This is a genomic window from Rhizobium sullae (assembly GCF_900169785.1).
In the GTDB taxonomy this organism is placed as follows: domain Bacteria; phylum Pseudomonadota; class Alphaproteobacteria; order Rhizobiales; family Rhizobiaceae; genus Rhizobium; species Rhizobium sullae.
The window spans coordinates 38,516-47,757 of the sequence record NZ_FWER01000045.1; the positions used below are offsets into that span (position 1 = coordinate 38,516).

The 9,242-nt window shown below is 59.3% G+C and carries 9 protein-coding genes and 1 pseudogene; 7 read left to right on the forward strand and 3 right to left on the reverse strand.

Features of this window, described 5'->3' with window-relative positions; genetic code table 11:
* Positions 1 to 12: 12 nt before the first annotated feature.
* On the reverse strand, positions 13 to 876 hold the full coding sequence (locus BN1800_RS29035; RefSeq protein WP_027512914.1) for a MurR/RpiR family transcriptional regulator: 864 nt from the start codon (positions 874 to 876) through the stop codon (positions 13 to 15).
* A gap of 24 nt (positions 877 to 900) precedes the next feature.
* Positions 901 to 1,290, reverse strand: coding sequence for a RidA family protein (locus tag BN1800_RS29040; RefSeq protein WP_087002433.1), 390 nt, complete (start codon positions 1,288 to 1,290; stop codon positions 901 to 903).
* A gap of 110 nt (positions 1,291 to 1,400) precedes the next feature.
* On the opposite strand from BN1800_RS29040, the gene BN1800_RS29045 reads away from it, so the two are divergent.
* The 3 genes and pseudogenes from BN1800_RS29045 to BN1800_RS29055 form a co-directional block, all read left to right on the forward strand.
* Entirely contained in the window at positions 1,401 to 1,886 is a 486-nt protein-coding gene (locus tag BN1800_RS29045; RefSeq protein ID WP_087002435.1) for a hypothetical protein, read from the forward strand.
* Positions 1,887 to 1,915: 29 nt separating this feature from the next.
* Positions 1,916 to 3,382, forward strand: a complete 1,467-nt coding sequence (locus BN1800_RS29050; protein WP_087002441.1) for a M81 family metallopeptidase — start codon at positions 1,916 to 1,918, stop codon at positions 3,380 to 3,382.
* Positions 3,383 to 3,391: 9 nt separating this feature from the next.
* Positions 3,392 to 3,798 (forward strand): annotated as a pseudogene (locus BN1800_RS29055) (D-TA family PLP-dependent enzyme); the annotation flags it as partial.
* A 211-nt stretch (positions 3,799 to 4,009) separates the two neighbouring features.
* Here the strand turns inward: BN1800_RS29055 and BN1800_RS29060 are convergent.
* Entirely contained in the window at positions 4,010 to 4,678 is a 669-nt protein-coding gene (locus BN1800_RS29060) for a GntR family transcriptional regulator (protein WP_027512908.1), read from the reverse strand.
* A 180-nt stretch (positions 4,679 to 4,858) separates the two neighbouring features.
* Between BN1800_RS29060 and BN1800_RS29065 the strand changes: the two genes are divergently transcribed.
* The 4 genes from BN1800_RS29065 (at position 4,859) to BN1800_RS29080 (ending at position 9,045) form a co-directional block, all read left to right on the forward strand.
* Positions 4,859 to 5,896 (forward strand): 4-hydroxythreonine-4-phosphate dehydrogenase PdxA, encoded by a 1,038-nt coding sequence (locus tag BN1800_RS29065; RefSeq protein ID WP_027512907.1) that lies wholly within the window; start codon positions 4,859 to 4,861, stop codon positions 5,894 to 5,896.
* 71 nt (positions 5,897 to 5,967) lie between these two features.
* Complete coding sequence (locus tag BN1800_RS29070) at positions 5,968 to 6,960, forward strand: Bug family tripartite tricarboxylate transporter substrate binding protein (protein WP_027512906.1); 993 nt, start codon at positions 5,968 to 5,970, stop codon at positions 6,958 to 6,960.
* A gap of 58 nt (positions 6,961 to 7,018) precedes the next feature.
* On the forward strand, positions 7,019 to 7,513 hold the full coding sequence (locus tag BN1800_RS29075) for a tripartite tricarboxylate transporter TctB family protein (RefSeq protein WP_027512905.1): 495 nt from the start codon (positions 7,019 to 7,021) through the stop codon (positions 7,511 to 7,513).
* A 17-nt stretch (positions 7,514 to 7,530) separates the two neighbouring features.
* Positions 7,531 to 9,045, forward strand: coding sequence for a tripartite tricarboxylate transporter permease (locus BN1800_RS29080; RefSeq protein ID WP_087002437.1), 1,515 nt, complete (start codon positions 7,531 to 7,533; stop codon positions 9,043 to 9,045).
* Positions 9,046 to 9,242 lie beyond the last annotated feature (197 nt).

A 9,242-nucleotide genomic window follows, 5' to 3' on the forward strand; every position in this document is an offset into this window, starting at 1 on the left:
TTTTGTACGCCCTCAGTCTCCGAGGAGCTGACGGTCGTCGCCGTCGCGATGGGTAACGAGTTGCTGTTTGATGCGTCGCAGCGTCACCGCCGCCTTCGGTTGGATGGCATAGGCGACAAGGCTCGCGATGATGTCGACGGTTGCGATGTAGGCGATGCGGGTGGAGGTGGGGCGGAAGATGTTGTTTCCTTCCGGCAGATCGATCGGTACGACGATCTCGGCCGCCATTGCCACCGGGCTGCCGGTCTGCGTCAGTGCAATCGTCGTGACCTTTGCTTCGCGTGCCAGCCCGAAGGCGCGAACGAGTTCGGCATTGCGCCCCGAAAAGGACGAGCCGATCAGCACGTCGCCCGCTCGTGCTGCCGCCGCCATCATCAGTTGCATGCTGTGGTCCGAACTGGCTGTGATACGCAGCCCCAGACGGAAGAGGCGGTTCTGGAATTCGTCTGCGATCATCGAGGAGTTGCCGCCCGATCCGAAGGCGTAGATCATGTCCGCCTTGGCGATCTGCTCGGCGGCGTGCCCGATTGCGGCAATGTCGAGAGAGCGGTGCAGCAGGAACAGCGCGTTTTGCGCTTTGGTGATGATGTCCTGCGCAACGTCAGCGGGATCACTGCTTTTAGACTCAGGCTTCAGATAGCGGACGCCGATATGCGCCGTGCGGGCGAGCTGGACTTTGAAGTCGGAGAAGCTCTCGCAACCGAGACGGCGGCAGAAGCGCGTCACGGTCGGCGGCGAAACCTTGGCCTTTTCGGCAAGTTCGATGATGGAGGCGTTCACGGCAAATTCGAAATCGTTGACGATGATTTCGGCAATCCGGTTCTCCGATGGAGAAAGGCGGCCTTTGTCTTCCTGCAATGTGGAAAAGATATCCAACCGATCCTCCCGGTGATGGCGCCCTTACTGGTCTTTCTTCTTATAAGCGACGCAGTCGATTTCCACCTTGCAATCCACCATCATCGAAGACTGCACGCAGGCGCGCGCCGGAGGATGCTCGCCGAAATATTCCTGATAGATCTTGTTGAATGACCAGAAATCGCGGGGGTCGTCGAGCCAGACGCCGACGCGCACAATATCCTCGGCGCGGTAGCCCGCCTCTTTGAGGATCGCAAGCACATTGGCGATGGTTTTATGGGTCTGGGCGATAATGTTGCCGTCAATGATCTCGCCGTTTTCCATTGCAACCTGACCGGAAACATAAAGCCAGCCATCGGCTTCGACGGCGCGCGCAAACGGCAGAGGTTTGCCGCCGGCGCCGGTTTGAACAGTGCCATAGCGCTTGATGGACATTCCGGATCCTTGCAAATTATTTTCTTGATAAGTTGACAAATGACCACAGAAAGCGGAGTTTTGCCAGCGGAAAACACTCTTTATGAAAAGAATTTAAATCCGGGGCGGATATGCGCGATCCTTTCAAGAATCCCTTCCCATCGTCCGACGTAGCCAGGCATTCCATCTGGGAGATGCTCGTTCCACGCGATATCGACGCGTTTCTGGCTGCCGATTGGTCGATGGTCGAAAACGACTTCCTGGAAGACGGTTTCATCGGCATCGACAGCCGCAGGCAGGTGAGCCCGGACAAATGGCGCCTTGCCTTTCCGGCGCTTGCCGCCTATCGCGACGAATGGCTGCGGCAGGCCAAGGAGTTTGCGAACGAGAACTTCGCCGAAGATGCGCGCACAGCGATTTTCACAACGACGACGCTCGAGGACATCGAAATCGAAGGCGACATGGCGCTCGTGCACAAGAAGTTCGATGGCGGCATCGGCAAGGCCGACGGCAGCCGCGATGTCATGCAGTGGCAGACGCTCTATTACTGCCGGCTTCACGAGGGGCGCTGGAAGATCTGCGGGTTCACCGGCTATCTGCCGAATCCGATGGGTTGAGGCCTGCCGACAACATAAAGGCCAATCTCTTGCGCATTTTTACCGCGGCTCTGGCAACCGAGACCAACACCTTCTCACCGATTTGCGTCGACCGGCGGGCTTTCGAGGCCTCGCTTTACGCGCCACCGGGGCAGCATCCAGAAACGCCGACGCTTTGCACCGCGCCGATCACCGTTGGCAGGCGGGTCGCTGCGGCAAAGGGCTGGGAGCTGATTGAAGGAACGGCAACCTGGGCGGATCCGGCCGGGCTCGTCAACCGTTCTACCTATGAAGACTTGCGCGACGAGATACTCGCGCAGCTGCGCGCGGCAATGCCGGTTGATGCTGTAGTCCTCGGACTTCACGGAGCCATGGTGGCGGCGGGCTACGAAGATACCGAAGGCGACACCCTGTCGCGCATCCGCGAGATCGTGGGACCCGACATTCTCGTCTGCGCCGAACTCGACCCGCATAGCCATCTAACCGCCAAGCGCGTGGCGGCCCTCGACTTTGCCGTCTACTTCAAGGAGTTCCCGCATACGGATTTCGTTGATCGCGCCGAAGATCTGTGGCGCATCGCCGTCGATACGCTTGAAGGCAGGGTCAAGCCCGCCGTTTCCGTCTTCGATTGCCGCATGATCGACGTCTTCCCCACGTCGCGCGAACCTATGCGCTCCTTCGTCGACAAGATCATTGAGATCGAAAAGAGCGATCCGGACGTATTGTCGATCTCGGTGATCCACGGTTTCATGGTCGGCGACGTTCCCGAAATGGGAACAAAGATGCTCGTGGTGACGGATGACAAGCCGGAAAAGGGGGCAGCGCTTGCCCGTGAACTGGGGCTTGAGCTGTTTGCCAAGCGCGGAACCTTCATGGCGCCGCAGATCGACGAGAAGGAAGCGGTCGTGCGCGCTCTGGCCGCTACTGCCTGGCCCGTCGTCATCGCCGATGTCTGGGACAATCCGGGCGGCGGTACCGCAGGCGATGCAACGGTCATCCTCGAAGAATTGATGGCCCATGGGGCGCGGGAGACGGCAATCGGCACGATCTGGGACCCGATGGCGGTGCAGATCTGTTTTGCGGCAGGCGAGGGAGCTGAGATTCCGCTCCGCTTCGGCGCAAAATCGGCGCCTGGCACCGGAAATCCGATCGATGGTACCGTGAGGGTCGTCAAGCTCGTGAAGAACGCCGAGATGCAGTTCGGTGAGAGCTTGGCACCCTTCGGCGATGCCACCCACGTGATTCTCAACGGCATCGACATCATCTTGAACTCGACGCGCGCCCAGAGCTTCGACACCAGCCTTTTCACGGTCATGGGCATTGATCCGGCCAGGAAGAAGATCCTCGTCATCAAGTCCACGAACCACTTTTTTGCGTCCTTTTCAAAGATCGCCGCCGAGATCTTATATTGTTCCGCAGGGACACCTTATCCGAACAATCCGGCCAAGACGGCCTATCGCCGGGCGCCAAAAAACATCTGGCCGATGGTGGCCGATCCTCACGGACGAGAGCGTTGAGCCGCGTAGATGCAGGAAAACCGGTTTGCCGTGATCGCCGAGCCAGGCGATAGGATCGCGGATCTTTCGACGCCGCGACCGATCATCGACGAAGAACGGCTGGCGGCAAACATCAGCCGGGTGCAGGCCTATATGGATGCGCACGGCCCGCGTTTTCGTCCGCACATCACGACGCACAAGATCCCGGCTCTTGCCGCAGCGCAGGTCACCGCCGGTGCAAAAGGCATCAATTGCCAGACGATCTCCGAAGCCGAGGTTTTGCGGCAGCGGATTTCGAACACATCCTCATCACCTTCAATATTCTCGGTCCGCAAAAGCTCGAACGGCTCTCGGCACTCAACGAGAATATCGCCGAGGTGAAGGTCGTTGCCGACAGCGCGGTGACGGTTGACGGCCTGTCTACGCATTTTGCCGGCCGCACGCTCGCGACGTGTTCGAATGTTTGGAGCGTTATCGAAGCTGTCGTACCTTTTGCGCGGCGCAATGAAAACTTTAGGTCAGCGATGATCGACCATCCGGCCGTTGAGGCTGCCGTTTGCGCCCCGGAGCGCTTTGCAGGTTATAATCGTGCGTTTGTGGCCGCCGGGTAGCGATCATCATAAGGCAGATCGAGGGGTGCAGGCAGCCTCAGACACCGTCCTTGACGCGCTCCCATGCGTTCTTCAGGTGCCGTCCGAGTGCCTCTGACAACGCAGGCTTATTGCGCTGTTCCAGCGCGACGATCATCTCTTCATGCTCGGCAACTGCGGCCGCCCATTTCTCCGGGCCTTCGTGACCGACGAAACGAATGCGCTTCAGCCTCGTCTGCAACGTCCCATGCATGTTCGAGAGCGTTGCGTTGTGCGCCATCTGAACGATTGCCGTATGGATCGCCTGGTTGAGCTTGTAGTAGTTAAGCCGGTCACCCGACCTGTATTTCTCCAGCATTTCGTCGTGAAGAGCGCGAACATGGGCGATTTCCTCGACCGAGCCGAGCTCGCAGGCGAGCCGTCCGGCCAGCTCCTCCATCGACTGCAACACCGTCAGCATGTCTTCGACATCCTTCGGACTGAAGCGCTTCACGACCGCTCCGCGGCTGGGGACGAGCTCGACGAGCCCTTCGCTCGCCAGATATTTAATCGCCTCGCGCAACGGCGTCCTCGAAACGCCAAGCTGCTCGCCGAGCTGGCCTTCGTGGATACGGCTTCCCGGCGCGAGATTGCCCTCGATGATCATGTCGCGCAGGTGGTTCACAAGAGTGTCGTGCAAGGCTGTTCGCTGCAGCGGCGCAACGCCGCTGACATCACCCGCGCCCATGTTGATTGAGTTCGTCCGGACCACGCTGATTCTCCATTGAGGGCGCTCGCTGAGGTCACGTAATGAGACTCCGAGGCGATCAAGTCAACGGAATATTCTGCATACAGAATACAGTGCTCTTGATATTGAATGCCAAACTGTTGTATCTGCTGTTCCGAGGAGAAACATGTGGAGAGGCCCATGACCAAAGACGGCACAGCCGAAACGCGTCCAGTGATCGCCCTTGCAATGGGCGATCCGGCAGGCATCAGTCCCGAACTTACCGCCCGCATCATCGCCCTTCCGGAAGTTCGCGAAGCCGCGCACCTTGTCGTAATAGGCGACCGTCGTATTCTTCAGGGTGGAGCCAAGGAGGCGGGCGTTGAACTGAACCTTGCCAGCGCGTTGCTCCACAATTTTGAGGAGGCGGGTAAAGATCGCCATGTCTTCATCGATCTCGGCCATCTCGATCCTGCCGACGTGGTACGGGGCGAGGCGACGCTTGCAGGCGGCACTTTTGCCACGGCAAACTTCCGCACTGCGCTGGAGCTTGCCCACGCCTGCCGAGCCCACGCCGTCTGCTTTACCCCCTTCAACAAGAAGGCGATGCGTTACGCATATCCCGGCTACGACGACGAAATCCGCTTTGTTGCCGACGTCATCGGGTTCACCGGCAAAGCGCGCGAATTCAATGTTCTCGAACGGGTCTGGAACGCACGCGTGACTTCGCACATACCTCTAGCAGACGTTGCAGCCGCTCTATCGGTGGAAGGTATTCTCGCCGAACTGGAACTGACACAGGCGTGCCTGAAGAGCGCCGGTCGCGAAAATCCGAGGATCATCGTCGCAGGGCTTAATCCGCATGCCGGCGATGGCGGCAATTTCGGAACGGAGGAGATCGATATCATCGAACCGGCCGTAGCAGCCGCCCAAAAGGCCGGCTTCGACGTCGCAGGCCCGTTCCCTGCCGATACCGTCTTTCTGCGGGCACTCAAGGAAGAGTTTCATGCCGTTCTGACCATGTATCACGATCAGGGCCAGATCGCGATGAAGCTGATCGGTTTCGACAAGGGCGTGACCATGATCGGTGGCCTGCCGTTCCCGCTCTGCACGCCGGCTCACGGCACGGCCTACGACATCGCTGGAAAGGGTATCGCCGATGTAGGCGCTACCCGCGAGGCGTTGCTTCTGGCGGCACGCATGGCCAGAAGGGCTGCAGCGCTGTCTGCGGCGGCTTGACTTCAGAAATCTGCAGCATCTACCGGCATGGAGGAGGGTTCGTGCCGGATGAGTTCAAAGGAGGAGTAAAGATGAAGAAGCCTTTTTCTGTTGCATGCACGATCCTGGCGGCGTTAACCGCGGCCAGCCAGGCATTCGCATTCGAACCGAACCGCCCGGTCGAGTTCGTCGTCGCCTCGGGCGCCGGCGGTGGTACCGACAACTTCGCCCGCACCATCCAGTCCATCATTACGAAGTACAAGCTGATGGATCAGTCGATGGTCGTCCTCAACAAGGGTGGCGGCAGCGGCGCGGAGGCGTTTCTCTACGCAAGGCAGAACAAGGGTGACGCGAACAAGCTCTATTTCGGAACGAACAACGCCTATTTGCTGCCCCATGTGGCCAAGATGGCCTATTCGACCAAGGATCTGACGCCCGTTGCCGCTCTCGCGTTTGACGAATTCCTGATCTGGGTAAAGTCCGACTCTTCCTATGCGAAGCCGACGGACCTCGTTGATGCCGCCAAGGCAAAGCCTGGAACGGTCGCCTTTGCCGGCAGCCAGTCCAAGGACACGGACGAGACACTCGTTGCCCTGATCGAACAGCAGACCGGTGCGAGCTTCAAGTACGTGCCGTTCAACGGTGGCGGTGAAGTCGGCGTGCAGCTGGCGGGTGGTCACGTGACTGCAAACGTCAACAACCCGAACGAGAACATCGGCCAGTGGCAAGCTGGAGCCGTCAAACCCCTCTGTGTCTTCTCGTCCAAGAAAATGGCAAAAAGCGAGCCGATCCATGACGGCAAGGGCTGGCAAGACATTCCGACCTGCGTCGAGGCCGGTATTCCGATTGAGTCCTACAAGATGCCGCGCACCGTCTGGACTGCGGCTGATATTCCGGACGATGCCCTTGCCTACTACACCGAGGTGCTTCGCAAGGTGAGCGAAACCCCGGAATGGAAAGAGTATGTGGGCAAGACTTCGCAGACCGGGGATTTCCTGACCGGTAAGGCGCTCGGCGAGTTCATCGCAACCAGCGAGACGAATGCCGTCAAGGTCTTCAAGGCCGAAGGCTGGCTCGTGCAGTGAGATGACCGGTCCGGCGAACGCCGCCGGACCGGCCCTTTCTCATAAGGGAGGATAGCAAATGCACATAAGACGCATCCACATGGAGCTGATCGTCGCGACAGTAACCGCAGGCATCGGACTTCTTGCTGCGAGCGGATCGCTCGATCTTGGAGTGGGTTGGGAAAGCTCCGGCCCGCAACCTGGCTACTTTCCCTTTTATGTCGGACTGATCGTGCTCTTGGCGAGTGCCGCTTCCGCCGCGCAGACGCTTTTCGCACTCCGACAGGACGGAGAAAAGCGCCGGGAGATCTTCCTGGAGCGCGAACAGGTCAGGCGTCTGGCTTCTTTTTTCGTGCCGATGGCGGTTTTCGTGGTCGTTGCCATCCAGCTCGGTCTTTATGCCGGCAGCGCACTCTATCTCTTCTACGTTTCGTGGAGACAGGGAAGATATCATTTCCTTGCAGCCGTTTCCCTCGGTCTCGGATTTGCCTTGGCTCTTTATCTGATTTTCGAGATCGTCTTCCAGATCCCGCTGCACAAGGGTCCGCTCGAAAACATGTTCGGCGTTTACTGAAGGCCAGGGAGGCTTCGATGGGAGATTTTGGGCTGCTGCTGGACGGGTTCCAGATCGCTTTGACGCCCTACCACATCATGCTCATGGTGGTGGGCGTGATGCTTGGCTTGATCGTCGGCGTGCTGCCGGGCCTTGGCGCGCCGAATGGTGTGTCCTTGCTCATTCCGCTGACGTTTTCGATGGATCCGGTTTCGGCCATCATCCTGCTCGCGTCGATGTATTGGGGTGCCCTGTTCGGGGGATCGACCACCTCCATTCTGTTCAACATTCCAGGCGAGCCGAGTTCGGTCGCTACTACGTTTGACGGCTATCCGATGGCCCGCGCAGGCCAGCCCACGCGCGCGCTGACACTTGCCTTCATGTCGGCGGGCATCGGTGCTCTTGCCGGGGTCATCGTCATTACGCTTTTGTCTTCGTGGGCAGCAGGCTTCGCCTTGCGCTTCGGCGCGCCGGAATATTTCGCCGTCTATTTCCTTGCCTTCTGCGCTTTTGTCGGGATGGGCAGCGCTGCCCCGTTGAAAACGGTGGTTTCGTTGGGACTTGGGCTTCTCTTCTCGACAGTTGGCATGGATACCGTCACCGGATCGCTCCGTTTGACATTCGGGCTTGACGTGCTCCTGGGCGGCATCAGCTTTCTTGTGGTCGTCATCGGACTTTTCGGGATCGGAGAGATCCTCGCGACGGTCCAGGACGGGCACAAATTTCGCGGTCTCTCGTCAAGGATCGATCTCCGCGACGTACTGCGCACCATCGCTGAACTGCCCAGATACTACACGACAGTCATCCGTTCTTGCGCGATCGGTATCTGGATGGGCATCACTCCGGGCGGACCGACTGCGGCGTCATTCATGAGCTACGGTATCGCACGGCAATGCTCCAAGCCAGGTCCGGCCTTTGGCAGTGGGCGCGCGGAAGGCATCGTTGCGCCGGAAACAGCCGATCATTCGGCCGGAACCTGCGCGATGCTTCCCATGCTGGCGCTCGGCTTGCCGAGTTCGGCGACTGCCGCGGTGATGATGGGAGGGCTGATGATCTGGGGCCTCACCCCCGGACCGATGCTCTTCACAACGAAGCCCGATTTCGTCTGGGGCCTGATTGCCAGCATGTATGTGTCGAACATCGTCGGCGTGGTTCTGGTCCTTGCCACGGTTCCGATGTTTGCAGCACTCCTGCGCGTTCCATTTTCGATCATCGGGCCAATCATCGTCGCGATCTGCTTCGTCGGCGCCTATACGGTCTCCAGCGAAACGTTCGACCTCTGGCTGGTGATCATCTTCGGCGTCGTAGGGTTCGTCTTCAACAAGCTTGAATTCCCGATTGCGCCGCTGGTGCTTGCGATGGTGCTTGGCCACAAAGCCGAAAATGCCTTCCATCAATCGATGATCATCGCGGATGGCTCTCTTGGCGTCTTCTTCTCCAATCCGCTCGTCGGGACCATCACCACGCTGGCGCTCGCGCTCGTTGTCGTTCCCAAGGCCATCAAGCTGCTCTCCCGGTTGCGGCGGCGCGATGCGGCAAGCTCGGCCCGCTAAGGCCGTCTGCCGCTTTTTCTTATGAGGTCGGAGTCATCATGAACTACCACAGCTACTTCCCCAAAAGCTCCGCCCCCGTGGAATGCTGCATCGTCGGCACCGGCGCGTTCGGGCGCAGCTTCCTCGACCAGAGCCGCAGAACGCCGCTTATCAGCGCGCGTGTCGCGGTCGATCTTTCGGCGGAAACTGCAGTGGCG